The sequence below is a fragment of the Comamonas sp. Tr-654 genome, from assembly GCF_011752915.1.
Classification (GTDB): domain Bacteria; phylum Pseudomonadota; class Gammaproteobacteria; order Burkholderiales; family Burkholderiaceae_C; genus Comamonas.
Window position 1 is genome coordinate 580092 of record NZ_VWWQ01000001.1, and the last position, 24301, is coordinate 604392.

General features: G+C 62.5%; 25 protein-coding genes and 1 tRNA gene. 12 read left to right on the forward strand and 14 right to left on the reverse strand.

What is annotated here, in order from left to right; all coding sequences use genetic code 11:
* Positions 1-102: 102 nt before the first annotated feature.
* The 6 genes from F3J24_RS02520 to F3J24_RS02545 all read right to left on the reverse strand — a co-directional run bounded on the left by F3J24_RS02520 (position 103) and on the right by F3J24_RS02545 (position 7433).
* A complete protein-coding gene (locus F3J24_RS02520; protein WP_167002432.1) occupies positions 103-558 on the reverse strand; it encodes an Lrp/AsnC family transcriptional regulator in 456 nt (151 codons plus the stop codon).
* A gap of 370 nt (positions 559-928) precedes the next feature.
* The gene (locus F3J24_RS02525) at positions 929-2308 is read right to left on the reverse strand and encodes a cytochrome c (RefSeq protein WP_167002434.1); all 1380 of its coding nucleotides are present in this window, start codon (positions 2306-2308) and stop codon (positions 929-931) included.
* A gap of 12 nt (positions 2309-2320) precedes the next feature.
* The gene (locus tag F3J24_RS02530; protein WP_167002436.1) at positions 2321-4090 is read right to left on the reverse strand and encodes a GMC family oxidoreductase; all 1770 of its coding nucleotides are present in this window, start codon (positions 4088-4090) and stop codon (positions 2321-2323) included.
* 3 nt (positions 4091-4093) lie between these two features.
* Positions 4094-4792 carry a gluconate 2-dehydrogenase subunit 3 family protein gene (locus F3J24_RS02535; RefSeq protein ID WP_003054241.1) on the reverse strand — a complete coding sequence of 233 codons (699 nt, stop codon included), beginning with the start codon at positions 4790-4792 and terminating at the stop codon, positions 4094-4096.
* Between the two features lie 458 nt (positions 4793-5250).
* Positions 5251-6720 carry a HAMP domain-containing sensor histidine kinase gene (locus F3J24_RS02540; protein ID WP_167002438.1) on the reverse strand — a complete coding sequence of 490 codons (1470 nt, stop codon included), beginning with the start codon at positions 6718-6720 and terminating at the stop codon, positions 5251-5253.
* Positions 6717-7433, reverse strand: coding sequence for a response regulator transcription factor (locus F3J24_RS02545; protein ID WP_167002440.1), 717 nt, complete (start codon positions 7431-7433; stop codon positions 6717-6719). The genes F3J24_RS02540 and F3J24_RS02545 overlap by 4 nt, the downstream gene beginning before the upstream one ends.
* 173 nt (positions 7434-7606) lie before the next feature.
* Between F3J24_RS02545 and msrB the strand changes: the two genes are divergently transcribed.
* The 5 genes from msrB to F3J24_RS02570 all read left to right on the forward strand — a co-directional run bounded on the left by msrB (position 7607) and on the right by F3J24_RS02570 (position 11964).
* Positions 7607-8098 (forward strand): peptide-methionine (R)-S-oxide reductase MsrB, encoded by a 492-nt coding sequence (msrB, locus tag F3J24_RS02550; protein WP_167002442.1) that lies wholly within the window; start codon positions 7607-7609, stop codon positions 8096-8098.
* A 13-nt stretch (positions 8099-8111) separates the two neighbouring features.
* Entirely contained in the window at positions 8112-9944 is a 1833-nt protein-coding gene (locus F3J24_RS02555) for a cytochrome c biogenesis protein DipZ (RefSeq protein ID WP_167002444.1), read from the forward strand.
* Positions 9941-10705 (forward strand): peptide-methionine (S)-S-oxide reductase MsrA, encoded by a 765-nt coding sequence (gene msrA / locus F3J24_RS02560; RefSeq protein ID WP_205244575.1) that lies wholly within the window; start codon positions 9941-9943, stop codon positions 10703-10705. The genes F3J24_RS02555 and msrA overlap by 4 nt, the downstream gene beginning before the upstream one ends.
* A gap of 97 nt (positions 10706-10802) precedes the next feature.
* A complete protein-coding gene (locus F3J24_RS02565; protein ID WP_167002448.1) occupies positions 10803-11297 on the forward strand; it encodes a nuclear transport factor 2 family protein in 495 nt (164 codons plus the stop codon).
* On the forward strand, positions 11275-11964 hold the full coding sequence (locus F3J24_RS02570) for a glutathione S-transferase family protein (RefSeq protein ID WP_167002450.1): 690 nt from the start codon (positions 11275-11277) through the stop codon (positions 11962-11964). Before F3J24_RS02565 ends, F3J24_RS02570 begins: the two co-directional genes overlap by 23 nt.
* A 71-nt stretch (positions 11965-12035) precedes the next feature.
* On the opposite strand, the gene F3J24_RS02575 is transcribed toward F3J24_RS02570, so the two are convergent.
* Complete coding sequence (locus F3J24_RS02575) at positions 12036-12674, reverse strand: TetR/AcrR family transcriptional regulator (protein WP_167002452.1); 639 nt, start codon at positions 12672-12674, stop codon at positions 12036-12038.
* A gap of 140 nt (positions 12675-12814) precedes the next feature.
* Between F3J24_RS02575 and F3J24_RS02580 the strand changes: the two genes are divergently transcribed.
* The 7 genes from F3J24_RS02580 to F3J24_RS02610 are packed head-to-tail and all read left to right on the forward strand — an operon-like array spanning position 12815 to position 19421.
* A complete protein-coding gene (locus F3J24_RS02580) occupies positions 12815-14152 on the forward strand; it encodes an NAD(P)/FAD-dependent oxidoreductase (RefSeq protein WP_167002454.1) in 1338 nt (445 codons plus the stop codon).
* Entirely contained in the window at positions 14149-14901 is a 753-nt protein-coding gene (locus F3J24_RS02585; protein ID WP_167002456.1) for a DUF1365 domain-containing protein, read from the forward strand. The genes F3J24_RS02580 and F3J24_RS02585 overlap by 4 nt, the downstream gene beginning before the upstream one ends.
* Positions 14898-16172, forward strand: a complete 1275-nt coding sequence (locus F3J24_RS02590; RefSeq protein WP_167002458.1) for a cyclopropane-fatty-acyl-phospholipid synthase family protein — start codon at positions 14898-14900, stop codon at positions 16170-16172. The genes F3J24_RS02585 and F3J24_RS02590 overlap by 4 nt, the downstream gene beginning before the upstream one ends.
* Positions 16169-16759 carry a hypothetical protein gene (locus tag F3J24_RS02595; RefSeq protein WP_167002460.1) on the forward strand — a complete coding sequence of 197 codons (591 nt, stop codon included), beginning with the start codon at positions 16169-16171 and terminating at the stop codon, positions 16757-16759. Before F3J24_RS02590 ends, F3J24_RS02595 begins: the two co-directional genes overlap by 4 nt.
* 18 nt (positions 16760-16777) lie before the next feature.
* Entirely contained in the window at positions 16778-18067 is a 1290-nt protein-coding gene (locus F3J24_RS02600; protein ID WP_167002462.1) for an MFS transporter, read from the forward strand.
* Positions 18064-18624, forward strand: coding sequence for a DUF3833 domain-containing protein (locus tag F3J24_RS02605; protein ID WP_167002464.1), 561 nt, complete (start codon positions 18064-18066; stop codon positions 18622-18624). Before F3J24_RS02600 ends, F3J24_RS02605 begins: the two co-directional genes overlap by 4 nt.
* Positions 18625-18629: 5 nt before the next feature.
* Positions 18630-19421 (forward strand): SDR family oxidoreductase, encoded by a 792-nt coding sequence (locus F3J24_RS02610; RefSeq protein ID WP_167002466.1) that lies wholly within the window; start codon positions 18630-18632, stop codon positions 19419-19421.
* Positions 19422-19598: 177 nt separating this feature from the next.
* Here the strand turns inward: F3J24_RS02610 and F3J24_RS02615 are convergent.
* The 7 genes from F3J24_RS02615 to iscU form a co-directional block, all read right to left on the reverse strand.
* Positions 19599-19673: transfer RNA gene (locus tag F3J24_RS02615), tRNA-Val, on the reverse strand.
* A gap of 16 nt (positions 19674-19689) precedes the next feature.
* The gene (gene dnaQ / locus F3J24_RS02620; RefSeq protein ID WP_167002468.1) at positions 19690-20421 is read right to left on the reverse strand and encodes a DNA polymerase III subunit epsilon; all 732 of its coding nucleotides are present in this window, start codon (positions 20419-20421) and stop codon (positions 19690-19692) included.
* A 173-nt stretch (positions 20422-20594) separates the two neighbouring features.
* Entirely contained in the window at positions 20595-20933 is a 339-nt protein-coding gene (fdx, locus tag F3J24_RS02625) for an ISC system 2Fe-2S type ferredoxin (RefSeq protein WP_003054218.1), read from the reverse strand.
* Between the two features lie 15 nt (positions 20934-20948).
* Positions 20949-22808, reverse strand: a complete 1860-nt coding sequence (gene hscA / locus F3J24_RS02630; RefSeq protein ID WP_167002470.1) for a Fe-S protein assembly chaperone HscA — start codon at positions 22806-22808, stop codon at positions 20949-20951.
* 95 nt (positions 22809-22903) lie between these two features.
* Entirely contained in the window at positions 22904-23422 is a 519-nt protein-coding gene (gene hscB / locus F3J24_RS02635) for a Fe-S protein assembly co-chaperone HscB (protein WP_167002472.1), read from the reverse strand.
* 147 nt (positions 23423-23569) lie between these two features.
* Positions 23570-23893 carry an iron-sulfur cluster assembly protein IscA gene (iscA, locus tag F3J24_RS02640; RefSeq protein ID WP_003054214.1) on the reverse strand — a complete coding sequence of 108 codons (324 nt, stop codon included), beginning with the start codon at positions 23891-23893 and terminating at the stop codon, positions 23570-23572.
* Positions 23894-23897: 4 nt separating this feature from the next.
* Entirely contained in the window at positions 23898-24293 is a 396-nt protein-coding gene (iscU, locus tag F3J24_RS02645) for a Fe-S cluster assembly scaffold IscU (protein ID WP_167002474.1), read from the reverse strand.
* Positions 24294-24301 lie beyond the last annotated feature (8 nt).

Sequence of the window (24301 nt, forward strand, 5' to 3'; positions counted from 1 at the left end):
GACCTGGCCCGCATCCAGGTTCGATGAGAGCTGAAGTCTGAATGATTTCAGCCACACCGGCTCCGCGCAGCAACTGATCGCACCGCGAAGAGCGATGCCGCTTCAGACCCCAAGAGGCAGGTCAGCTTTCTTCAGCGTGCGCAGCACAAAGCTGGACTGGCTGTGGCGTATGCCCTTGATCTTGTAGAGCTTCTCGCGCAGCAGGCGCTCGTAGTCGCGCGTGTCCTTGACGACGATACGCAGCAGATAGTCATACTCGCCCGATACCAGATGCGCTTCCACGACTTCGGGAATGGTGGCCAGCACCTCGCCAAACTTTTCCAGCGTGTTGTCCGAATGGCTGTCCAGCGTGACCATCACCAGAACCGAATCGGCCAGTCCCAGCGCCTGGGGGTTCAAACGCACGGTATAGCCCTCAATCACTCCGGCCTCTTCCATCTTCTTGATGCGCGCCCAGCATGGCGATGCGCTCAGGCCCACGGCCGCGCCAATGTCCTGCAGGCTGGTGCGCGCATTGGCCTGCAAGGCAGCAAGAATCTTTTTATCTAAGGTATCCATACCCTGGAATTTACCGCCAAATACTCGAGAACAAAAAATTTTTCTGTAGCAACACTAGATTCACGGAATTTAAAGCAACATTTTCTGCAGCGCAACATGCACACTTGAGTCCATGGAAGCACGTTTACCGACGCAGCAAAACCATTCAACATACCGCGCCGTTTACCGTCAGCATCCGGTTGGTTGATCCGCAACACGCCTACGCAACAGGCCGCATCACTTAAGCACAGTGGTGCGGCCTGTTGATTTTTGGAGGGCTCCATCGTCCGGGCCAGCAACTGCTGCATAAAAAAACCCAGCCGGATTTCCATCGGGCTGGGTGACGGGAGTCTGCCTGGCGCGCAAAGCACCTGGCAGATACGCGTGCTATTTACTGGGCTCGCTGCGGAGCAGCATCGGCTTGCACATGCTGACGCACCTTGCTGACCTGGCTTTCGCTCACATCCGAAGCCTGGTTGCCCCAGCCTTTGCGCACGAAGCTGGCCAGTGCGGCCACTTCACCGTCGGTAAGGCGGTCGGCATAGCCCTGCATCACCAGATGCATGGGACGGCGATCCGTAGCGGGCGAGGAAGCGCCCTTCAGAATCACCGACACCAGCGGGCTGGCATCCTTGCCCAGCACCATGGCATTGCCTTGCAGCTCGGGGAAGATCTCGGGAGCGCCCTTGCCGCTGACAAAGTGGCAGGCTGCGCAGTTGTCGAGATACAGGCGAGCACCCAAAGGCATGTCGGGAGACGCGGATTTCAGCAGTTTGGCCGTGGCCTCGCCGGCTCCATCCGCCTTGGCAACCGCAGTGCTGCGAGGGCCTGGCGTGGCCACTTTTTCAGGGGCTGCATCTGCGGCCTGGCCGTCCATGGTCTTGAGGAACTTGGCCATGGCGTTCAGATCCGCATCGGTCATGTACTGCATGGAGTGCTCGACCACCAGCGCCATTTCTCCGTTAGCCACCGCATGGGCATTGCGGCCGGTTGCCAGATAGGCGGCTACCTGCTCGGTCGTCCATTGCGGAACACGCGAGTCCTTGCCGCGCAGTGCAGGAGCAGACCAGTCGTCCACCATGCCGCCGGTCAGGAAGCTGGAGTCGGACAGGCGTGTGCCGTTCTGCGCCATGAAGGCAGTGCGAGGGCTGTGGCAGGCTGCGCAGTGACCGGCGCCTTCGACCAGATACTGACCACGAATCTGCTGGTCGTCACCGGCCATGGGCTTGAACTCTGCTTCACCCGACAGCGCCAGCCAGTTCCAGGCACGGATGCCGAAGCGCATATTGAACGGGAAGCTCAGGCTGGTGGCCTGCACCTCGTTCCTGACGGGCTTGACCTCGGTCTGGAGGTAGTCGAACAGCGCGCGGATATCGCTTTCCTTCATGAAGCGATAGTTCTCGTAGGGCATGGCCGGGTACAGCTGCTGGCCGTGGCCACCGATACCGTCCACCATCGCGGCACGGAACTGGTCCAGAGTCCAGCTGCCGATGCCGGTTTCCTTGTCCGGCGTGATGTTGGAGGACCAGATGGTGCCCATGGGGCTCTCAATGCCACGACCGCCGGCCATGGGCTCGCCACCCTTGGCGGTGTGACAGGCCATGCAGTCACTGGCGCGCATGACATATTCGCCACGACCGGCTTCTGCCTTCCAGTCGGCGGCCAGCGCCTCATTCGCCGGTGTCGGCTGGAATGGCAGGTAGATCAGCGCCAGCGCCGCCAGAACTCCCAGAACGATCAGCGCAATCAGAATGCTGAGGATTTTCTTCATGTCTTGCTCTCCTCAGACCAGCGGACGTGGGTTTTTCAGATACATGGTGCGAATTGCATGCAGCGTCCAGTACGCCAGGCCGCCGACCATGCCGGTGGGGTTGTACTGGGTGTTCTGCACGAAGTTGCCGGCGCCGAAGACGAACACGTTGTGCTTGTCCCAGGCCTGGCAGTAGCGATTTACCACACCTTCCGTGGGCTTGTCGGACATGATGTGACCGCCAGTGGTGTGTGTGGTCTGGTAGGGACGCACGTCGAACTGCGCACCGACGTCCTTGAAACCCAGCTGGATCTGATCAGGCTTCATGTTGTTGCCAACTTCTGCCGCCTTGAGCTTCTGGTACTGGTTCATCTTCAGGTCGTTGTCCTGCCAGTTGAAGGTCATGCGCATCAGCGGACGGCCGTGTGGATCCCTGTAGGTGGGGTCCAGATCCAGGTGATTGGCGCGGTAGGACATATGCGAGCCGTGCGTGCCGATGGACATGGAGTGGCCATACCACTCGCCGATACCCTTCTTCCAGCCGGCACCCCAGCCCGGCGTGCCCTTGGGCAGCGGCATGGAGCGGATGGGCTGGCCATTGAAGGTCCCTGAACGCCAGTAAGCACCACCGATGAAGCCCAGCTTGCCGAAATCGTTCTGGTTGACGCTGAAGTCATCGATACAGATACCGTTGGAGCCGTGACCGATGAAGGGGTTGAAGTTCGCCTCCTTGTAGAACATCGTCACGCCACCGTTCATCTGATAGGCGTAGTTCTTGCCGGTCACCCCTTCGTTGGTCTTGGGGTCGTAGGGCTTGCCGATGCCGGAAACCAGCAGCAAGTGCACGTTGTTGAGCTGGAAGGAAGAGAGGATCACCAGATCCGCTGGCTGGAACACTTCTTCGTTGGTGTTGGAGTCGAAGTAGGTCACGCCGGTGGCGGTCTTGCCGTCTTCCGAGCTTTCCACGCGCAGCACTTCGCAGTGCGTGCGGTAGCTGAAATTCTTCTTGCGCTTGAGCGCGTCCAGAACGGCCGTCTGGGGCGACGACTTGGAATACTGGTAGCAGCCGTAGCGCTCGCAGAAACCGCAGAAATTGCAAGGCCCCATCTGCATGCCATAGGGGTTCACATAGGCGGTGGAGGCAATACCGGCGGGCGCCGGGAAGGTGTGATAGCCCATTTGCTTGGCCGTCGCCTCGAACAAGGTTGCGTCGTAGGTCGCAGGCAGCGGGGGCATGGGGTAGTCCTTGGAGCGCCAGCCTTCGAAAGGATTGCCGCCGGGCTGAATCTTGCCGTTGAGATTGCCAGCCTTGCCGGAGATGCCCGCCACTTCGTCAAACTGCGTGAAGAAGGGCTCCAGCTCATCGTAAGTGACGGGGTAGTCCATGAGGTTCATGCCTTCAGGAATGATGGACTCACCCCAGTGCTGCTTCACATAGCTGCGCAGCTGAATTTCTTCAGCTTGCGGGCGCCACAGCAGCCCGTTCCAGTGGGTGCCCGCGCCACCAACGCCGTTGGCAGGCAGGAACGAACCCATCGCACGGTATGGCAGCGCGATTTCGCCGTCATTGCGGCGGATGGTCACTGTCTGCTGGCGCGGATGCTGCATGTTCTTCAGGCGCACGCCCCAGGTCAACTCGTCGATCTGGTTGGGGTACTTGAACTCGGGCACCGTGTTCTGGTCGCCACCACGCTCCAGCGCCACGATTTCCAGGCCTTCGGCCGCCAACTCCATGCCGGCAATCGAGCCGGTCCAGCCCAGGCCCACGATGACCACGTCTTTCTTTTTTTCAATGCGTGCCATGGTTTATGCCCTTTCGCCCTTGATGGAAACCGGACCCAGCGGGTACTTCTTGTTGTGTTGGTCGACCCATTCGGCATAGCTGGCACGGGCGCCAGGAAAGCCGATGTACTTCCAGGACTGCATGCCGTGGTTGCCGCCATGCATGGGGTCGGCGAAATAGCCTTCCTTGGTGTTGGCCAGCAAGGTGGTAAAGAAGATGCTCAGCTCGGGGTCCAGCTTGATCTCGCCTTTTTGCAAAGCCGTCAGCGCTTCATCCTGCTGCTCATGTGACAGATCCTTGAATTCCTTGCCGTAGCGTGTCTTGCACTCGGCGTTGAAGGCAGGAATCGCCTTGCGATAGAGCTGTGCAGGCGTCAAAGGCGTTTGCCAGCCGCGATCGGGCTTGGCCGTGGGATCGTGCGGCCCCTCCATGTACCAGATATCCGCAGTGCCGTAGTAGCCCTTGAGCTGACGGTCGATGAACACCGGCACATGGGCTTCTATCGCTCCGGGACCGTCGCCTTCGGACGGGATCAGGCGCGCTGTCGCTGCCAGAACGAAAGCCCACTCATCCGCATTGAAATACTCGGGCTTGTATGCATCCAGTTTGAGCGCAGGCTCCTTGGAGTTGGCGTGCATGGTCACGGCCGTTCCGGCCAGTGCGACGCCAGCACCGGAGGCGAACAGAAAGGATCTGCGGCTGGGTGGGGAAAAGTTGGACATTTTGCGATTCCTACATCGTGTGAACCCGCTCATGCACAGCCAGTTGTGCGTTGGGCAAGTGTTCAAGTTTTTTGAATCAGCGGTGGTTCCGACCGAAAGCTGCACGCCCCAAAGAAAATGCCCGCAAAGCGGGCACTCGTACGCAGAGCCAAAGCATTTTTCAAGCCGGCCCAAACCGCCTTAACAATTTAATAATAGTTGCGCTGGCAACTATTTGTGTCAGACGACCGCCTTGACTGCTAGTAGGCAATGGTCTTTTATTGGAGCGAACAACTGGGGTTTTCACTTAGATATAAGACATAAGACTGCTATCAATCTACAGGCGGCTGACACTTGGCAAAACACCGCCCGCAGCGGCGCCAGGCTCATGGCGATATCGACGGCCGGTGGTGGCCCCGATCTTCCTGTGGGCAGGGCTCCATCGTCCGTGAAACGCGAGCTTGCAGCCCTGCTGCACATCAGGCATCCGGAGCCCGTGGCAGAGAAAACCGGAACGCAGCGCCCCCGCCGCCGCCCTCGACCAGATGAATGCTGACCCCGTGCAACTCCAGCATCTGATGCACGATTCTCAAGCCAAGCCCGCCGTCGCGGCGGGCGCCGCCGACCGTGAACGGACGCCTGAACAGGCCTTCGCGCAGCTCTAGCGGAATGCCAGGGCCGGTGTCGCTGACCGTCAGCTCCAGCTCCGAGCCCACGCTTCTGATGCCTATCCTGATCGACCCGCCTTCAGGGGTGTAGCGCAAGGCGTTGTCGAGCAGGTTGCTCAGGACTCGTTCCATCATTCCCAAGTCTGCATGAACCGCCGGCAACTGCGGGGCCAGATCCGCCTGCAGGGCGATATGGCGCGACTCTGCAGCAAGCTCGAACTTCTGAAACACGTCCTGCACCAGGTCCCTCAGCGAGAATGACTCGGGCTCGGGCTGCACAAAGCCATACTCCAGCCTCGCCAGCTCGAACAGACTTTGGGACAGAGCCCCCACCCTCTGGCTTTGGTCGAGAGCAATGCCCAGATAGCGCCTGCGCTCTGCGGGGTCCAGGCTTGCATCCTTGAGCAGCAGGGTCTCCAGATACCCATGCAAGGACGACAGCGGCGTGCGCAGATCGTGGGAAACATTGGCGATCAACTCGCGGCGCTCCTGATCCTGTTGCCTCAGCGCCTGCCATTGCTCGCTGATGCGCAACACCATCTGCCTATAGGCCGAGTCCAGCACGGCCATCTCGTCACGGCTGTGACCTGCCACCTCCGAAGCACGCGCCGGCATCTCAGGCGGAACGCCATGCATATCGAACTGCCGCACCGACTCAGTCAAGCGCCGCAAGGGGCGTGTGATCAAGGTGAAGGCGACAAGCCCGGCGGCCAGGCATAGCAGCCCCACCATGCCGATCGACAGCAATGCGGTCTTCAGCACCGCATCTGCGGAGCCTCTGGCGGCAAGCAGATCATGGGCCTCGCCCAGCAACACCACATAGATGAAGCCGACCTCCCGCCCGTTCACGCTCAAGGGCGCCGCACTGAAGACCTTGCGGCCATCGCGGCTGCGCGGATCGTCACCCAGGATGGGCAGCATATGACCATCGATAAATCGGTGGACCGGCTCCAGATCGACCCGGTCGCGGCGCAAGCGCCCTTCGGGAGCCGCATGACCGGCAATGTGCCCATCAGGCTCCAGCAGATAGACCTCGACACTCGGGTTCACCATCATCAGCTGGTTGAACAGATTGCGTACCGCGTTCGGCATCAAGCCGTTCGCATCAGTCAATTGGGCGTCGCGGGCAATGCTCTCGGCAACGTCGCGGGACAAGGCCTGCACCACCTCCAGTTCATGCATGCGGTTGGAGCGAAGCTGCAGCCAGGCGGAAGTGCCGCTGCAGACCAGCAGCAGCAGGGCAAACACGATCGCCAGCCGCTGAGTCAGGGTCAGGTTCATTCGCGCGCCCCGGCTTCGGCAAACTTGTAGCCACGTCCCCAGACCGTGAGGATTCGCGTGGGCTGTGCAGGGTTGAGCTCCACCTTGGCACGCAGCCGGTTGATATGGGTGTTGACGGTGTGCTCGTAGCCCTCATGCTGATAGCCCCAGACCGCGTTGAGCAGGTCCATGCGCGAAAACACCTTGCCCGACTGGCGGGCAAAGAAATACAGAAGATCGAATTCCCGGGGCGTGAGGTCGAGATGGCGTCCGTTCAGGCTGGCATCCCTGGCGACCGGGTCCATGACCAGCCCATTGACCGACAGGCTGCCCGACTCTAGGCGCGCGCTCTGAGCCAGCGCGTCGACCCGGCGCAGCAGGGCCTTCACCCTGGCCACCAGCTCCAGCACCGAAAACGGCTTGGCCAGATAGTCGTCCGCGCCGATCTCCAGTCCCAGAATGCGATGCACCTCGCTGGAGCGGGCACTGATGATGATGATCGGCGTGTAGCGCGTCATGGCGCGCGCACGTCTGCAGATCTCAAGGCCGTCCACCCCAGGCAGCATCAGATCCAGTACCAGCGCATCCCAGCCGCCACGCTCCAGATGCGCCAGCCCGTCGTCACCGCGGGCGCAATGTACAACCTCCAGCCCCTCGTCCCGAAGGTGAAGCGAAAGCAGATCGGCGATATGGGCGTCGTCCTCGACCAGCAGAATGCGACGGGCAATGGTCATGGGTATTCAGGTCTCCGGGGCAGTTGGTGCAGCACGGCGGCACAGGGCCGCCTGATTTCACATTGTGCTCAAACTGCTGGCGGGGAGTTATCACGTTTTTTTTAACTTTGCGTGAGGACTTCGGGACCCGCACTTCCTAAGCTCGAAGCCATCGAACCCTGAAAGCCGATGCCATGACTACCCGACGCCACATGCTGCTGGGCACTGCAGCCTCCGCCGCTGCGCTCTGCGCCGCAACGTTCCACCGCCGAGCCACTGCGGCGACCGAGTCCTTCGAAATCAGCTACACCGACGCCCAGTGGCGCGCCCGGCTCAGCCCTCAGCAATATGCCGTGCTTCGACAGGAGGCCACAGAGCCTCCGGGCAGCAGTCCGCTCAACAAGGAGCATCGCCCAGGCACCTTTTCCTGCGCCGGCTGCTCATTGCCCTTGTTTGCCTCCAGCACCAAGTTCGAAAGCGGCACCGGCTGGCCGAGCTTCTGGAAGCCACTGGACAATGCCGTCGCCACCCGCAAGGATCGAAGCTACGGCATGGTGCGCATCGAGGCCCACTGCCGGCGCTGCGGCGGTCACCTTGGCCACGTCTTTGAGGACGGGCCGCCTCCGACAGGTCTGCGCTACTGCATGAACGGTCTTGCACTGGCTTTCGCGCCCAAGCCCGCTTGAGGAGAAACAGGCCATGTTGCTGATCGTCCTTGCCTATCTGGGTGGCGTGCTGACCATCGTCAGTCCCTGCATCCTGCCCGTGCTGCCCTTCGTATTCTCTCGCGCGAATCAGCCCTTTGTGCGCAGTGGCCTGCCATTGCTGGCAGGCATGGCGCTGACCTTTGCGGTCGTTGCCTCTCTCGCAGCCGTAGGCGGCGGCTGGGTGGTGGCTGCCAATCAATATGGCCGCTGGCTGGCCTTGGCACTGGTGGCCGTTTTCGGGCTGACCCTGTTGCTGCCGCATCTGTCGGAGCGGCTGACCCGTCCATTGGTGACCGCCGGATCGCGCCTGTCCGAGTCGGTACAGCAAGACGGTACGCCGAAGGTGGCCTCCTCCGTGTTGCTGGGAGTCGCGACGGGGCTGCTGTGGGCTCCATGCGCCGGGCCCATTCTGGGACTGATACTGACCGGCGCCGCCTTGCAGGGGGCCAACACGACCTCAAGCTTGCTGCTGCTGGCCTATGCCGCCGGGGCAGCGACCTCCATGGCTGCGGCTTTGCTGCTGGGGGGCCGGGTATTTGCCGCGCTCAAGCGCTCGCTGGGTGCCGGTGAATGGGTGCGACGCGCCCTCGGAGCAGCCATGCTCGCAGGCGTTGCAGCCATTGCACTGGGAATCGACACCGGCGTGCTGGCCCGACTGTCAACGGCATCCACCGGCAGTCTGGAGCAGAAACTGGTCGAGCGCCTGAACCAGCCGCAGAGCGACAACCAGTTCGCCATGCGTGGCAACCCGGGCATGATGATGCAGGCACCATCCCTTTCACCTGCTGATGGGGCTGCCATGATGGCCGCGGGAGCTGCAATGCGCATGAGCGGGCCGTCCAGCACAGCCCAGGCCCTGCCCGATGAGGGCATCGCGCCGCCCCTGAACGGTGCGACCCAATGGCTCAACTCCAAGCCGCTGGGTGAGCAGGACCTGCGAGGCAAGGTGGTGTTGGTGGATTTCTGGACCTACTCCTGCATCAACTGCCTGCGCACTCTTCCCTATGTGAAGGCCTGGGCCGAAAAATACCGCGACCAGGGACTGGTCGTGATCGGCGTGCACGCACCCGAGTTCGCCTTTGAACGCGACATCGGCAACGTGAGCAAGGCCATGAAAGATCTGGGCATCAGCTATCCGGTGGCCGTGGACAACCAGTATGCGATCTGGCGCGCCTTCCGCAACCAGTACTGGCCTGCCCATTACTTCATCGATGCCACGGGACGCATACGCCACCACCACTTCGGCGAAGGCGGCTATGCAGAATCTGAACGGGTAATACAGCAGCTTCTCAAAGAAGCGGGCAGCACCCGTTCGGCCATGGGCCTGACTCAGGTGGATGCAGAGGGTGTGCAGTTGGCCGCCAACATGGATGAGGTCTCCTCGCCCGAAACCTATCTGGGCTACGAGCGTGCCGAGAACTTCGCCTCCACCCCCAAAGCAGTGCACGACAGGACGACCACATATCTGGAGCCGCAAGAGACCAGGCTGAACGCCTGGGGCCTCGCCGGTCAATGGATGGTGGGGGCGGAAAGCGCCACGCTGGCCGGCACCTCGGGTCGCATCGTCTACCGCTTCAAGGCGCGTGATCTGCACCTGGTGCTGAGCCCCGGCGCCGGCGGCAAACCCGTGCGCTTCAAGGTCAGCGTCGACGGCAAACCACCCGGCGATGCCCACGGCGTGGACGTGGCAGCCGACGGCAGCGGCACCGTCACCGGACAACGTCTCTATCAGCTGGTGCGCCAGTCCGGCGCCGTTGCCGAGCGGACCTTCAGCATCGAGTTTCTTGACAGCGGCGTTTCCGCCTATGCCTTCACCTTTGGATGACCATCATGAAAACACGTATCACACTGGGTGCCATTTCCAACCGGCGCGGCCTGCATAGGCGCGGCCTGCTCCAGACCTTGACTGGCGGCCTGGTTTTACTGGGCAGCGGACTGCTGTGGCAATCAACGGCCTTCTCTGCCGACGAGGCTGTCCGCATCCCTGCCCCTGCCATTGACATGCCGGCCACCGGTCCCGCACCGCAGCGCGCCATCTTTGCCGGCGGCTGTTTCTGGGGAGTACAGGGCGTATTCCAGCATGTCAAAGGCGTGCAGCGTGCCGTCTCGGGCTATAGCGGAGGCACAGCATCCACCGCCTCCTATGAGCAGGTCAGCCGCGGCAATACCGGACATGCAGAATCGGTAGAGGTCACCTTCGATCCGTCACTGGTGAGCTATGGACAGCTGCTGCAGATATTTTTCTCTGTGGTTCATGATCCCACCCAACTCAACCGGCAGGGGCCGGACACCGGTACGCAGTACCGCTCGGCCATTTTTGCGACCAACCCCACCCAGCTCAAGACTGCACAGGCCTATGTCTCGCAGCTTGACGCGGCACATCTGTATCCGAAGCCCATCGTCACCCGCCTTGAGGACAGGGCAAGCTTCTATCCGGCTGAGCTCTACCACCAGGATTTCATGACCGATAACCCGCGTCACCCCTATATCGTCTTCAATGATCTGCCCAAGGTGAGCAACCTCAAGCGCCTCTTCCCAGACCGCTACCGGAGCGAACCGGTGCTGACCAAGAAAACGCACCCGTAGCAGTCCGACACTGGAAGCCTGACAAGGCCTGGCCGGAAGAATAGCCGTGGCGTGGCAGCCACGGGGATGCGGAGCAGTTTTGCCTACAATTTGATGCATGCAGCAAAGCCCCTCCTCCTCAAGCGATACGGGTGCCGCAGTGGAGCGGCTTGTCCAGCTGTACGAACAACTGGCCCCTGGCCATCTGCAGCAACTCGACAGCTATTACGCCAGCGATGCGCACTTCAAGGATCCGTTCAATGAAGTGCGCGGCGTGACCGCCATCGCCGGCATCTTCGCCCATATGTTCGACACGCTGCAAGAGCCGCGCTTTGTCGTCATCGAGCGGCTGGTGCAGGACAGTCAGGCCTTTCTGGCCTGGGAATTTCGCTTTCGCTTGCGACGCTGGCGACCCGGTTCCGAGCAATGCATTCGGGGGGCCAGCCTGCTGCGCTTTGATGCTCAAGGTCTGGTCTGCCAGCATCGCGATTACTGGGATGCGGCTGAAGAACTCTACGAGAAACTGCCTTTGCTTGGAATCTTGATGCGCTGGCTGCGCAGCGCAGGTTCCGCTTCCAGGAAAACGCCCCATGCTCACCGTTCATCACCTTGAAACTTCGCGCTCGCAACGCATACTCTGGCTGCTCGAGGAGCTTGGTGTGCCTTACGAACTGCGCCGCTACCAGCGCGATCCCGGAACACGCCTGGCGCCACCGGAGCTCAAGCGCGTGCATCCGCTGGGCAAATCGCCGGTGATCACCGATGCGGGCATTGTTGTCGCCGAATCAGGCGCGATCATCGAGTATCTGGTTGAGCGCTACGCTCATCAGGCGCCTTCGGAACTTTCACACCTTGAGCCCCTGCGCGGCACCCAAGAACACCGTGAGTGCCGCTTCTGGATGCACTATGCCGAGGGTTCACTGATGAACTGGCTGGTGATGAAACTGGTTTTCGACACCATCCCGCGCCAGCCCATGCCTTTTTTCGTGCGCCCCATCGCCCGCGCCCTGTGCAAGCGGGTGCAGCAAAAACTCGTTGCGCCCAATGTGCAGACAGCGCTGGCCTTCATGGAAGCGCATTTGGCAGAACATCGCTGGTTTGCCGGCGAGCATCTGAGCATGGCCGACTTCCAGATGAGCTTTGCCGTTGAAGCAGCCCTGATCCGCAGCGAAAACGAGAACGCCTGGCCCCATCTGATCGCCTATCGCCAGCGCATGCACAAGCGTGCGGCATACCAGCGAGCCTTGAGCAAGGGCGGGCCGGTGATCATGCAATCCTGAGACTGCGGCAGACTTCCGCAAGCCGGATCGAACTCTTGCCAGAGCAGCGCTGAGGAGCCGGTACCAGCTCCTCAGCTCGCCGCCGCCAGCCCGTCAAACGTGGTGCTCGTCACCCAGTCCATGATCTGCACATGCGTGTACTGGCCCGATTCCTTGAGCAGAGCCACGACGGGATCGCAAGCCCGTGCAAACAGCGTGTACAGCACCAGCTCGGGGGGCAGCGCGGCCTGCAACTGGCCGCTGGTCTGGGCTTCGGTGATCCAGATGCTGAGCCGGTTGCTCAGGGCAATCAGCCGGTCCATATAGGCATCGTTGGATTGCAAAGACGCGCTGAGATTCGAGTTCTGTGCCGGTAGCGAAGGCATTTCGCCCTCCAGCTGGGTCTGCATGGCCCAGCGCGTCACAGCCTTGAGCTGATCCAGCGGGCGCATGAGCACACCGGCCTCAGCCGCCTGGCTTGCTTCGTCGCGCAGGCCGTCCACGAAAGCCAGTGCACGGTCCAGCACGCCGACCATGGCGGCTCCCGCCAGTTCCTCCTTGGAGGTGAACAGCTTGTAGAGGCTGGCCTTGGCCATGCCGGCTTCGGCAGCGACCTCATCCACCGTCATGGCGTCATAGCCCTTGGTGGCCAGCAGCCGGTTGACGGCCACCACGATGGCCTGCTCACGCACGCGCTGTATCTGTTGCTTGATGGAGGAACGGCTTGTCATGGACTTATTTTAGACCTGATAGGCCACACCCCATACTAGATAGTGCAAAGTGGAAATGTTTGGTTTATAGTTTGAACTCATCAGTTCACGATTTGACCTTCCTGGTGCAAACGGACTGATAAACCAGGAAAGGCGTTCCCATGCATCGCATTGCAGTCATAGGGTCTGGGGTTGCGGGTCTGGCCGCTGCCCGGCGTCTGGCAAGCGCGCCTGGCCAGCATCGCGTGACATTGCTGGAAGCGGGCCACCATTTCGGCGGGCATGCCAACACCGTCGATATGACGCTGAATGGCGTGAGCCAGGGTGTGGACACAGGCTTTCTGGTTTTCAATCACCGAACCTATCCGCTTTTGACTCAGCTGTTCGAAGAGCTGCAAGTGCCTACGGCGGCCGCCGAGATGTCGTTTTCGGTGCAGGTTCCTCTTGCCGACGGGCGTGCCGGCCTCGAGTGGAGCGGCAGCTCACTGGGAGCAGTCTTCGCGCAGCGCAGCAACCTGCTGCGCCCCCGTTTTCTGAAGATGCTGGCCGAGATCCTGCGCTTCAATCGTCTAGCCACACGCATCGCCCGGGAAGGCGACGAGGCCGGCCTGCGCAGCTCCATCGAAGCGTTTCTGGATGAGCACGGCTTCGGCACCGCCTTCCGGCAGGACTACCTGCTGCCCATGATGGGTTGCATCTGGTCATGCCCGACAGACCAGATGCTGCGCTTTCCCGTGGCCACGCTGATCCGCTTTTGTCACAACCATGGCCTGATCCAGGTCTCCGACCGGCCCCAGTGGTACACCGTGCGGGGCGGCTCGCGCCAGTATGTGCGGCGCATGTTGGCCTCGCTGCAGCACGATGGCCGCCACGAGGCCCGTCTGAACGCGCCCGTGCTGAGCCTGCGCCGCGTGGAACATGGCGTGTTGCTGCAGATGGCGCATGGCACGGAGCACTTCGATGCCGTGTTACTGGCCTGCCACAGCGACCAGGCCCTACGCCTGCTGGGTTTCGACGCCACGCCGCAGGAGCGCAGCGTGCTGGGAGCCATACGCTACCAGCCCAATCAGGCCGTGCTGCACACCGATGCCAGCGTATTGCCCAGCCGCGAGGCCGCCTGGGCGGCCTGGAACTACGAACGTGCGGTCGATGCGGGGCGCAACCGGACTGGCGTCTGCCTGCACTATCTGATCAACCGCCTCCAGCCTCTGCCGTGGCAGCAGCCCGTAATGGTCTCATTGAATCCGGTGCGTCCCATCGACGATAGCAAGGTTCACGCGCGCATTGCATACAGCCATCCGGTCTTCGACCTGGCGGCCATCGAAGCCCAGAGTCAGGTCGCGGCTCTGCAAGGCCAGAGCCGTACCTGGTTCTGCGGTGCCTGGTGTGGCTACGGCTTTCACGAAGATGGTCTGCGCTCGGGACTCGACGCGGCAGATGGCCTGCTGGACGCCTTGCCCAGGCTAACTGTCAACCCAGCCATCAGGGGGGCAGCATGAACGCCCGGCCCCTCATCGGCTTCGGCCATGTCTGGCATCGGCGTCTGCGGCCCGTCGAGCATGCCTTCCGATATTCGGGCTACTTCCTCATGCTGCCAATGCGCAGCTTGCGCATACAGCCCGACACCGTGCTGCGGCGCAACAGGCGCGGCTGGATCAGCTTTAACGACAGTGACCACGGCGAGGGCGGAGCCGATGCCCTGGACTGGTTCGAGCAACTGCTGCACAGCGAAGGCATTGACGATGCTGACGGTGAAGTCTGGCTGCACACCTTTCCGCGCGTGCTGGGCTATGTGTTCAAACCCGTGAGCTTCTGGTATGCCCACCGCAGCGATGGCTCGCTGGCCGCCGTGCTGGCGGAAGTCAACAACACCTTTGGCGAGCGCCATGCCTATCTGCTGGCCGGCCCTGAGCTGGCCTGGGGCAGCGAGCAGATGACACGCAAGCAGTTCCATGTCTCGCCGTTCTGCGAAGTGCGGGGCGAGTACCGCTTCCGCTTCGAGCGCAGCGAGAAACACACCCTGGCGCGCGTGGATCTGCATGACGAAGACGGCCCTCTGCTGCAGACCAGCGTGGGCGGCACGCTGTATCCGCTGGATGCGACCAACGTGCGCCGCGCCTTCTTCGGTACTCCCTTGATGACGCTGGGCGTCATCGCCCGCATCCACTGGCAGGCGCTACGCCTCTGGGCCAAGCGCCTGCCCTTCCATGGCAAACCCACCGAGCCCGAGCGCTTCGTCACACGATGAACACCACCGCCGCCCCCTTGCTGAGCCCCGCCGCAGCAGCACCGCGCCGCACGCCTGCGCGGGCACGCCGTGTGCTGAACCTGCTCGAACGTCTGCCCCGCGGGCAACTGGACCTGGAGCAGCCCGACGGTCGCCTGCTGCACCTACCTCAGCTGCGCTCTGCGTCCAGCCTCGCCGACGCACATTGCGTGCTACGTGACTGGCAGGCGCTGGAACGCACCCTGAAATCGGGCGACATCGGCCTGGCCGAAGGCTATATCGCCGGTGAATGGGACAGTCCCGACCTGGCTGCGCTGCTGCGGCTGTGCATGGCCAACCGCGATCATGTGCAAAGCCTGATCTACGGCAGCTGGTGGGGCCGGTTGGGCTACCGCCTGCGTCACCTGCTACAACGCAATACGCGAGCCGGCAGCGCCAGAAACATCCATGCCCATTACGACCTGGGCAATGACTTCTACCAGTTGTGGCTGGACCCCGGCATGAGCTATAGCGCAGCCTGGTTTGAGGGGCGCACGGGCGAGTCGCTGCAGCAAGCCGACCTGCAGGCGGCCCAGCAGGCCAAGCTCAGACGCACGCTGGACGAGGTGCAGCTGCAGCCCGGCCAGCGCCTGCTGGAGATCGGCTGCGGCTGGGGTGGCCTGGCCGAGACTGCGGCCCGCGAATTCGGTGCCCAGGTCACAGGCGTGACGCTGTCGCGCGAGCAGCTGAACTGGGGACAGCAACGCATGCTGCAGTCGGGCCTGGACGATGCCGTAGAGCTGCGTTACCAGGACTACCGCGACCTGCCTGCCCTGCATGCCCGCCAGCCCTTCGATGCCATCGTATCCATCGAAATGTTCGAGGCCGTGGGACGTGAATACTGGTGTGGCTACTTCCAGACACTGCGCGACTGTCTCAAGCCCGGAGGCCTGGCCTGCATACAGACCATCACGCTGCGCGAAGACCTATTCGCGCGCTATCTGCGCTCCACCGACTTCATACAGCAGTACATTTTCCCGGGCGGGCTGCTGCCCAGCATTTCCGCCTTCGAGCAGGAAGCACGGCGTGCCGGCCTGGTGGTCGAGCATCACCTGGCCTTCGGCCGCGACTATGCGGAAACGCTGCGCCGCTGGCGCCAGTCCTTCGAGCACCAGCTAAACGCCGTTCGCTCCCTGGGCTTTGACGAGCGCTTTGTGCGCATCTGGCGCTTCTATCTTGCCTATTGCGAAGCGGCCTTCGACACCGGCAACACCGACGTCGTCCAGTTCACCCTGCGCAGGCCACTGCCATGACTGCCCCTCAACTCCGCGCGCACCGCCGCCAGGCCTTGGCCTGGGGCGCTGCCTGCGCTCTTGCCCTTTCACTGACCGCCATGTCCAACCTGACCCACGCCATGACCCCGACAGCAGATCTCCCCACCGAACTGCGCAGCACCCTGCCTACCGGACGCCTGATCGGCAAAGGCGTGCTGCGGTTTTTCGGTCTGCGTGTCTACGAGGCAAGGCTGTGGGCCGCTGCCGGCTTCCCAGCCGAAGACTACGCCCGACATCCGTTTGCACTGGAGCTGGTCTATGACCGCAAGCTCGAAGGCATGGCCATTGCCGAGCGCTCCATCGCCGAAATGCGCAGGGTCGGCAGCTTCACCGAGGAGCAGGCCCGCCAATGGCTGGAGCTGATGAAACAGGCCTTCCCCAACGTGCAGGCCCAGGACAGGCTGCTGGGCCTGAACGACGGCCAGGGCGAGGTGCGCTTCTTCCACAACGGCCGCCAGACCGCGCAGCTACGCGATGCAGAGTATGTACGCCTGTTCTTCGGCATCTGGCTGTCGCCCCGGACTTCGGCCCCTGCCATGCGCAGTTCGCTGCTGGGCCTGGGCTGAGCACCAGCGGAGCACCCCATGCCTTCACATACGGCCACCGCCCACCTCCTGCCTTGGCGCACGGGCCTGGCCTATGGCGCTCTGGCCGCGCCGCTGGCCTTCGCCTCTTTGCCGCTGTATGTGAACCTGCCCTACCACTACGCCAGCGTGGCGGGCGCCCCGCTGGCGGGACTGGGCGCCGTGCTGCTGGCCACACGAGCCTTCGACGCGCTGGTCGACCCGGCCATCGGCCGCTGGGTCGACCGCCTTCTGCGCCAGGGCGTGTTTCGTGCCGCCAGTGCGGCGGTCCTGGCCAGTCTGCTGATGGCTCTGGGCTTCGGTGCCCTCTGGCATCCGCCTTTCGATGCGCAGGACACGGCGGGCCTGCTGGGCTGGCTTGCCTGCAGCCTGCTGGTGTGCACGCTGGCCTATAGCGTGCTCGTCATTCTCCACCAGGCCTGGGGCACCCGGTGGGGCGGAGAGCCCGCCTGGCGTGCGCGTGTCACGACCTGGCGCGAAGGAGCCAGCCTGACGGGTGTGCTGCTGGCCAGCATGCTGCCGACCTGGCTGGGACTGGATGCGACCACAGGCTTTCTCGCCCTGGGTCTGGCACTGGGCCTGACCGGCCTGTTGCGGCTCAAGACTCCGGTTCCACCGCAGCAACAGCAGCAGTCCGTGATCGGGCCTGCCAACTCGCCATGGACCAATGCAGGCTTCAGGCGGCTATTGGCCATCTTCATGGTCAACGGGGTAGCTGCCGCCATTCCCGCCACCCTGCTTCCTTTTTTCGTGGCAGACCGGCTGCAGGCCTCGGAACTGCAACCCGTGCTGCTGCTGTGCTTCTTCGGCGCTGCGGCCCTGGGCCTGCCACTGTGGGTTAAAGCCGTTGCACGCTGGGGTCTGGCACCCAGCTGGCGGGCCGGCATGCTGGCCAGCGTGCTGGCCTTCGGCTTCACGCCCTGGCTGGGCGAAGGCGACGGCATGGCTTTTGCCGTGATCTGCCTGGCCAGCGGTCTTGCCCTGGGCGCAGATCTGGCCCTGCCGGGAGCGTTGCTCACAGGCGTGATTCACGAATCCGGCGAAGGCGGCCGCAGCGAGGGCCGCTACCTGGGCTGGTGGACCTGCGCCACCAAGCTCAACCTGGCCCTGGCGGCGGGCCTGACCCTGCCCCTGCTGTCGGCAGCCGGCTATCGCAGCGGTGCCAGCGAGCCCGCAGGCCTTCAGGCGCTGGCCTGGGCCTATGGCGGCCTGCCCTGCCTGCTCAAGCTCGCAGCAGCGGCCCTGCTCTGGCGCGCCGAGCGTCTGCATTCTTCCTGGAGGCACACATGAGCCACATCATCCAATCCACCTCGTTTTCGCCGCTGCGGCGTGCCTGCCTGGGCGCGGCATTGGCGCTGAGCCTTGCGGGCTGCGCCGGCCCTTCCGTGCAGGACTATGCCAAGGAGCAGCCGCAACTGGACCTGCGCCAGTACTTCAACGGGCCGCTGACCGCGCACGGCATGTTCACGGACCGCTCGGGCAAGGTGGTCAAGCGCTTCACCGTGCGCATGACAGGGAGCTGGAAGGGTGACGTGGGCACGCTGGACGAGCACTTTGTCTACAGCGACGGCAGCACGCAGCAACGCGTCTGGCATATCCGCCATCTCGGCGACGGACGCTACAGCGGCCGCGCCAACGACGTGGTGGGCGAAGCCCAGGGCGAGAGCGCAGGCAATGCCATCCGCTGGAGCTATGTGCTGGCCCTGCCCGTGAATGGAAGAGTCTGGAATGTCAGCATGGATGACTGGATGTACCTGATCGACGGACGCACCCTGCTCAACCGCACCGCCATGAGCAAGCTGGGCCTGCATCTGGGCGATGTGACACTTGCCATCGTCAAGGAGTGATGACCATGTCGCTGCTCTTTGCACGGCTGAACCCGCCACTGCGCGACTGGCAGGGACGATCGGCCTGGATTCTGGGAGCCTCTTCGGGCATAGGCCGCGCCACAGCCGACGCGCTGCACAGGCAGGGAGCCAGGGTGATCGTTTCCGCGCGCCAGGGCGACGCCCTGCAAGATTTCGTGCGCAGCCACGATGGCTGTCTGGCACTGCCGCTGGACGTGACCGATGCCGCTGCCTTGGCTGCAGCAGCCCGGACGGTGCAGGCTCATTGCGGCAAGGCTCCCGACCTGATTCTCTATTGCGCAGGCCGCTACAAGCCCCAGCGCGCTACGGAGTTCGACCTATCCGAAATGCAGCGCCACCTGGCCGTGAACTATGGCGGCGCCCTGCATTTGCTCGATGCCGTGCTTCCGATGCTGCTTGCGGCGGGGCAAGGCCATCTGGCACTGGTAGGCTCGGTGGCCGGCTATCGCGGGCTACCGATGTCCCTGGCCTACGGCCCTACCAAGGCAGCACTCAACAACCTGGCCGAAAACCTCTATCTGGACCTGCACGACCGGGGCCTGGGTGTGTCCATCATCAACCCCGGCTTTGTCGATACGCCGCTGACGGCTCAGAACCATTTCAGCATGCCCGCCCTGATCGATGCGGACGAGGCCGCCCGGCATATGCTGCAAGGCTGGTCCCAAGGACGTTTCGAGATGAATTTTCCGCGACGCTTCACGCGCTGGATGCGTCTGTTGCGCTGCCTGCCCGATGCCTGGTATTTCTCAGCCGTGCGCCGCATCACAGGCAACTGACTGCCTGGCCCCGCGACGATGCCATGCTCTTGAGCACATCAGGCCCAGCATGACCTCAAGCGCACGCCGAACACCGCAGGCTTGCAGCAGCTCGGAATGCAACGACAGATGGGACTGCTGACCGGCAGCCCAAAACAAAAACCCTCTTGATTCAATGACTCAAGAGGGTTTGCTATCTGGTGGGTGATACATGGATCGAACATGTGACCCCTGCCGTGTGAAGGCAGTGCTCTACCGCTGAGCTAATCACCCGATGAACGTTATTGTATCAGGGATTGGCGCTCACATTTTCAAAGTTGCGCCAAGCGGTCTTGCCACCACTGGATTTATCCATCTGCTTGAGCACATCGTCGTGAGCCGACTGCTCCTGCTCGTTGGCACGCAGCACCGGCAACCTGAAGCTGCTCAGGTCCACCGAGGCCACGATCATGGCCCCGGCAGCCGGAGCATCCGCAGGCTCCTCTGTCATGAGCAAGGCATCCTGCCCGCGCGTCAGATTGATGTAGACATCCGCCAGCAGCTCCGCATCCAGCAAGGCGCCGTGCAGCGTGCGGTTGGAATTGTCGACTCCCAGGCGATCGCACAGCGAGTCCAGCGAGTTGCGCTTGCCCGGGTACATCTCCTTGGCCATGACCAGGGTGTCGAGGACACCGCCCACGCACTGCTTGAGCGGCGGGCGCTTGGCCAGCTTGAGCTCGTTGTTCAGAAAGCCAAGGTCGAACGGCGCATTGTGGATGATGAGTTCTGCGCCTTGCAGATACTCCCAGATCTCGTCGATCTTCTCCTCGAAGCGCGGCTTGTCCTTGAGGAACTCCGTGGTGATTCCGTGCACGCGCAAGGCATCGGGGTGGCTGTCGCGACCTGCATTGAAGTACAGGTGCAGATTGTTTCCGGTGAGCTTGCGGTTGACCAGCTCAACACAGCCCAGCTCGATCAGGCGATCGCCGTCAATGGGAGACAGACCCGTGGTTTCCGTATCCAGAACAATTTGACGCGACATTCAATTTCTCCCAATTACCTGCGGCGCTCACATCGCCCAACAATTTCTAAAACAAGCGCGCACCAAAGCCAGGACACCGAGGAAGCTCCGCCGCGCACCGAGGGTGTCGTCCCCCACCCCTAGCGCGAAGCGCGTAGAGAGAGGGAAGGCGCAAAGCGCCTCAGGGGGGGGGCTCAGTGATTTTCCTTGGCGTGATTGATGGAGTACTTGGGGATCTCCACCGTCACATTCTCGCGCGCCAGAATGGCCTGGCAGGACAGGCGCGACTGAGGCTGCAGGCCCCATGCCTTGTCGAGCAGATCTTCTTCCTCTTCCTCCGCCTCGTTCAGGGAGTTGAAGCCCTCCTTGACGATGACATGGCAGGTCGTGCAGGCGCAGCTCATGTCGCAGGCATGCTCGATATTGATGCCGTTGTCCAGCATGGCTTCGCAGATCGACGTGCCGACAGGCGCTTCGATTTCCGTTCCATTGGGGCAGTATTCGGCGTGAGGAAGAATTTTGATGATGGGCATTGTTCTGTTTATGAATTAAATGGTGTTGACACTCTTGCCAGCCAGCGCCTGCTGGATGCTGCGATTCATGCGTTCGGCCGCAAACGACTCGGTTCCCTTGGCCAAGGCCTGCGTCGCGCCTTCCACGACGACAGGATCATCACTGGCGACGGCCACGCGCAGCGCGGCCATCAGGGCGTCGATGCTGTCGCGCTGTTCGGAGCCGAGCACATCGCCATCCAGATCCAGCGCGCTTTGCGTGGCCAGCAGCATGCGATCGGCATCCACGCGGGCCTCGACCAACGCGCGGGCCTTCATGTCCTCCTGGGCCGTGGCAAAGCCGTCCTGCAGCATCTGCGCAATCTGGTCGTCGGAGAGACCATACGAAGGCTTGACATTGATATGGGCTTCGACGCCGCTGAGTTGCTCCTTGGCGCTGACGGACAGCAGACCGTCCGCATCGACCGTGAAGGTGACGCGGATGCGCGCCGCACCGGCAGCCATGGGCGGAATGCCGCGCAGCTCGAAACGCGCCAAGCTACGGCAGTCTGCCACCAGGTCGCGCTCGCCTTGCACCACGTGAATGGCCAGCGCGGTCTGGCCGTCCTTGTAGGTCGTGAAGTCCTGTGCGCGGGCCGTGGGAATGGTCTCGTTGCGCGTGATGATGCGCTCGGACAGGCCGCCCATGGTTTCCACGCCCAGCGATAGCGGGATCACGTCCAGCAACAGCAGATCGCCGGCGGTATTGTTGCCGGCCAGCTGATTGGCCTGAATGGCAGCGCCGAGCGCCACCACTTCATCGGGATTGAGATTGGTCAGCGGCTCGCTGCCGAAGAAGTCGGCCACGGCCTGACGAATCTGGGGCATGCGGGTGGAGCCGCCGACCATGACCACGCCCTGCACCTCGTCGCGGCCCAGGTCTGCATCCTTGAGCGCGCGGCGCACGGCCGCAAGGCTCTTACTGGTTAAGTGAGCAGTCAGCGCAATGAATTCCTCACGCTTGACATCAAACGACACTGAACCCGAGGAAATATCAGCGGTAAACGCTACAGTTTCAGAATCAGTCAAGGTCTGCTTGCAATGGCGCGCGGCAATGCGCCAGGCGGTCTTGTCTGCTGCCGACTCCAGCTGCGTTCCGGTCTTCTCCGCCACCCAGGCTGCCAGCGCGTCATCGTAGTCGTCACCGCCCAGTGCCGAGTCGCCGCCGGTGGCGATCACTTCGAACACGCCCTGTGCAAGACGCAGCACCGAGATATCGAAAGTGCCGCCACCCAGGTCGTAGACGGCGTAGACGCCCTCTGCTGCATTATCCAGGCCATAGGCAATGGCCGCCGCCGTGGGCTCGTTGATCAGGCGCAGCAGATTGATGCCGGCCAGCTTGGCCGCATCCTTGGTGGCCTGACGCTGGGCGTCGTCAAAGTACGCGGGCACGGTGATGACCGCACCATGGAGCTCGTCATCAAACGTGTCTTCGGCGCGGAAGCGCAAGGTCGCCAGAATTTCGGCGCTGATTTCCACGGGCGTCTTGGCGCCGTCCACAGTCTCGATGGAGATAACACCGCCGTCCTCGGCCTTGAACCGATAAGGCAGCTTCTCGGGCGACTCGATATCGGCCAGGCTGCGACCCATGAAGCGCTTTGCCGAACTGATGGTGTTGACGGCATCCTGTGCCTGAGCAGCCTTGGCATCGAAACCAATCTGGCGGCGGCCCATTTCCATGTAGCGCACTACCGAAGGCAGCAGCACGCGCCCCTGATCGTCAGGCAGGCATTCGGCCACGCCGTTGCGCACAGCGGCAACCAGAGAGTGCGTGGTGCCCAGATCTATGCCCACGGCAATGCGTCGCTGATGGGGATCGGGGGATTGGCCGGGCTCGGAAATCTGCAAAAGCGCCATGAAATTCTTCTTTTGAAACGTCAGAGGCCAGCGTGGCTGGCCCGCTCAAGATGGATACGCCATGTGCCATGGGGCACAAAGCGTTGTTCTGGGTCTTATTGTCCCAGTTGATCGCGACGGCGATCCACATCTTGCGCAAATCGCGCAACAAACATGAGGGCTCTCACCTGCTGCACGGCAGCGACCGCATCGCCAGCCTCGTCCAGCAAACGGCCGCATTCGGCAAGCATCTGCTTTTTGGCAGCGAGCATCTCGGCCTCCAGCGCATCGAGCTCCCGCTCGCTGGCAGCGTCTTCCAGCGCTTCGCGCCACTCCATCTGCTGCATCAGGAATGCCGCCGGCATGGCAGTGTTGTCTTCGGCCCGCACCGGAGCGCCGGCCAGCTCGCACAGATAGGCCGCGCGCTTGAGCGGGTCCTTGAGGCGCTGATAGGCCTCGTTGATGCGAACCGACCATTGCATGGCCACGCGCTGCGCGGCCGCGCCCTGCGCCGCAAAACGATCGGGATGCGCCTCGCGCTGCAGCTCTTTCCAGCGTGCGTCGATCTGGCTGCGCTCTTGCGCAAACTTGCGCAGCAGGCCAAACAATTCAAAGTCGTCAGATTGCAGATTCATGGCATTAAAAAACCGCCTACAGCAGCGCTGAGGCGGTTCTGTTCTTACGCTTGGGCGCTACACACGCCAGGGACACCGAGCAAGAGCCGCCTCGCAGCGAAGGTGTCGTCCCCTTGGGGGAAGGCGCGAAGCGACTCAGGGGGGAAATCAAATCCTGAAGCTCTCACCACAACCGCAGCGATCACGCTCGTTGGGGTTGTGGAACTTGAAGCCTTCGTTCAGGCCCTCGCGCACGAAATCCAACTCCGTGCCGTCGATATAGGCCAGGCTCTTGGGGTCGATCAGCACCTTGATGCCGTGGTCTTCGAACACCACGTCATCGGGCTGAACCTCATCCACATACTCCAGCTTGTAAGCCAGACCGGAGCAGCCAGTGGTCTTCACGCCGAGGCGCACGCCAATCCCCTTGCCGCGACGTGAAAGATAGCGGTTCACATGACGGGCAGCCGCCTCGGTCATTGAGATGGCCATGGCCTCAGGCTTCCGTTGCAGTGCGCTTTGCGCGGTAGTCGTTCACGGCTGCCTTGATGGCGTCTTCGGCCAGGATGGAGCAGTGAACCTTGACCGGGGGCAGCGCCAGCTCTTCGGCGATCTGGCTGTTCTTCAGGGCCGCAGCCTCTTCCAGCGTCTTGCCCTTGACCCACTCGGTCACCAGCGAAGACGAGGCAATGGCAGAGCCGCAGCCATAGGTCTTGAAACGTGCGTCCTCAATCACGCCAGTGGCGGGATTGACCTTGATCTGCAGCTTCATCACGTCGCCACAGGCGGGAGCACCCACCATACCCGTGCCCACGGAGTCATCGCTCTTGTCGAACGAACCAACGTTGCGGGGGTTTTCGTAGTGGTCAACAACTTTTTCGGAGTAAGCCATGGTGTCTA

Bases quoted from the DNA above. Each gene is read 5' to 3' on its own strand.
- F3J24_RS02605 (WP_167002464.1), top strand. From the start codon at position 18,064: ATGAGCCACATCATCCAATCCACCTCGTTTTCGCCGCTGCGGCGTGCC.
- msrB (WP_167002442.1), top strand. From the start codon at position 7,607: ATGACTACCCGACGCCACATGCTGCTGGGCACTGCAGCCTCCGCCGCT.
- fdx (WP_003054218.1), bottom strand. From the start codon at position 20,933: ATGCCCATCATCAAAATTCTTCCTCACGCCGAATACTGCCCCAATGGA.
- iscU (WP_167002474.1), bottom strand. From the start codon at position 24,293: ATGGCTTACTCCGAAAAAGTTGTTGACCACTACGAAAACCCCCGCAAC.
- hscB (WP_167002472.1), bottom strand. From the start codon at position 23,422: ATGAATCTGCAATCTGACGACTTTGAATTGTTTGGCCTGCTGCGCAAG.
- F3J24_RS02590 (WP_167002458.1), top strand. From the start codon at position 14,898: ATGAACACCACCGCCGCCCCCTTGCTGAGCCCCGCCGCAGCAGCACCG.
- F3J24_RS02525 (WP_167002434.1), bottom strand. From the start codon at position 2,308: ATGAAGAAAATCCTCAGCATTCTGATTGCGCTGATCGTTCTGGGAGTT.
- F3J24_RS02610 (WP_167002466.1), top strand. From the start codon at position 18,630: ATGTCGCTGCTCTTTGCACGGCTGAACCCGCCACTGCGCGACTGGCAG.
- F3J24_RS02570 (WP_167002450.1), top strand. From the start codon at position 11,275: ATGCTCACCGTTCATCACCTTGAAACTTCGCGCTCGCAACGCATACTC.
- F3J24_RS02595 (WP_167002460.1), top strand. From the start codon at position 16,169: ATGACTGCCCCTCAACTCCGCGCGCACCGCCGCCAGGCCTTGGCCTGG.
- F3J24_RS02540 (WP_167002438.1), bottom strand. From the start codon at position 6,720: ATGAACCTGACCCTGACTCAGCGGCTGGCGATCGTGTTTGCCCTGCTG.
- iscA (WP_003054214.1), bottom strand. From the start codon at position 23,893: ATGGCCATCTCAATGACCGAGGCGGCTGCCCGTCATGTGAACCGCTAT.
- hscA (WP_167002470.1), bottom strand. From the start codon at position 22,808: ATGGCGCTTTTGCAGATTTCCGAGCCCGGCCAATCCCCCGATCCCCAT.
- F3J24_RS02575 (WP_167002452.1), bottom strand. From the start codon at position 12,674: ATGACAAGCCGTTCCTCCATCAAGCAACAGATACAGCGCGTGCGTGAG.
- msrA (WP_205244575.1), top strand. From the start codon at position 9,941: ATGACCATCATGAAAACACGTATCACACTGGGTGCCATTTCCAACCGG.
- F3J24_RS02600 (WP_167002462.1), top strand. From the start codon at position 16,778: ATGCCTTCACATACGGCCACCGCCCACCTCCTGCCTTGGCGCACGGGC.
- F3J24_RS02530 (WP_167002436.1), bottom strand. From the start codon at position 4,090: ATGGCACGCATTGAAAAAAAGAAAGACGTGGTCATCGTGGGCCTGGGC.
- F3J24_RS02555 (WP_167002444.1), top strand. From the start codon at position 8,112: ATGTTGCTGATCGTCCTTGCCTATCTGGGTGGCGTGCTGACCATCGTC.
- F3J24_RS02545 (WP_167002440.1), bottom strand. From the start codon at position 7,433: ATGACCATTGCCCGTCGCATTCTGCTGGTCGAGGACGACGCCCATATC.
- F3J24_RS02585 (WP_167002456.1), top strand. From the start codon at position 14,149: ATGAACGCCCGGCCCCTCATCGGCTTCGGCCATGTCTGGCATCGGCGT.
- F3J24_RS02565 (WP_167002448.1), top strand. From the start codon at position 10,803: ATGCAGCAAAGCCCCTCCTCCTCAAGCGATACGGGTGCCGCAGTGGAG.
- F3J24_RS02580 (WP_167002454.1), top strand. From the start codon at position 12,815: ATGCATCGCATTGCAGTCATAGGGTCTGGGGTTGCGGGTCTGGCCGCT.
- F3J24_RS02535 (WP_003054241.1), bottom strand. From the start codon at position 4,792: ATGTCCAACTTTTCCCCACCCAGCCGCAGATCCTTTCTGTTCGCCTCC.
- dnaQ (WP_167002468.1), bottom strand. From the start codon at position 20,421: ATGTCGCGTCAAATTGTTCTGGATACGGAAACCACGGGTCTGTCTCCC.
- F3J24_RS02520 (WP_167002432.1), bottom strand. From the start codon at position 558: ATGGATACCTTAGATAAAAAGATTCTTGCTGCCTTGCAGGCCAATGCG.